This is a genomic window from Rhodobacter sp. P2_H5, assembly GCF_056403335.1.
This window is the reverse complement of record NZ_JBFUFS010000117.1, coordinates 1-727: the sequence shown is the minus strand read 5'-3', so window position 1 is coordinate 727 and position 727 is coordinate 1. Positions and strand designations below refer to the sequence as shown.

Here is a 727-nt window from a genome sequence, read left to right as displayed (position 1 = left end):
GTGGAAATTGCGCCCATCTGACTGTCGGGGTCCAGGCAATCTCCGATCCGCACGCGGGAAAGCTTCTCCTTGAGTAGCGCCACGAAGTGGTCCGCCACGCTGGCTTCAACAATCAAGCGGCTGCCCGAAACACAACACTGGCCGGCGTTGAAACACATCGAGAAGGCCACCCCATCGGCCGCATCTTCCAGGTCGGCATCGGCGAAGACGATCTGCGGGTTCTTGCCCCCGAGCTCGAGTCCGACCTTCTTGAAATTCTTGGTCGATGCCTGCAGGACCAATGCGCCCGTCATCGTCGAGCCCGTAAAGGAAACCATGTCCACATCGGCATGCTCGCAGATCGCCTGGCCCACGTCGCGGCCCCTGCCGGGAACGACGTTGTAGACGCCGGCTGGCAGGCCAGCGGCCACGGCGATCTCGGCCAACATGAGCGTGGTGGCAGAGGTGATCTCGGCGGGCTTCACCACCACCGAGTTGCCGGAAGCCAGGATATAGGGCAGGCGTTCCGCCAGAACGATCATCGGGAAGTTCCAGGGCGTGATCAGCCCCACMACGCCGACCGGCTGACGGGTGACGATGCCCATCATTCCCTCACCGAGATGGTTTGCGCTATCGCCGTGCAGCGTCATCGCAAGGCTGGCACCCAAGTCGAAATTCTGCGCCGCACCTTCCATCTCGCCGAGCGACTGACTGATCGGCTTGCCGGATTCCAGGGTCTCCCAGTAGG

The 727-nt window shown here is 62.5% G+C and carries 1 protein-coding gene; it reads right to left on the bottom strand.

Features of this window, described 5'->3' with window-relative positions:
• Window positions 1-727 (bottom strand): aldehyde dehydrogenase family protein (locus AC1DVR_RS23830; RefSeq protein ID WP_478003100.1); only part of this gene is annotated, 727 nt, incomplete at both ends.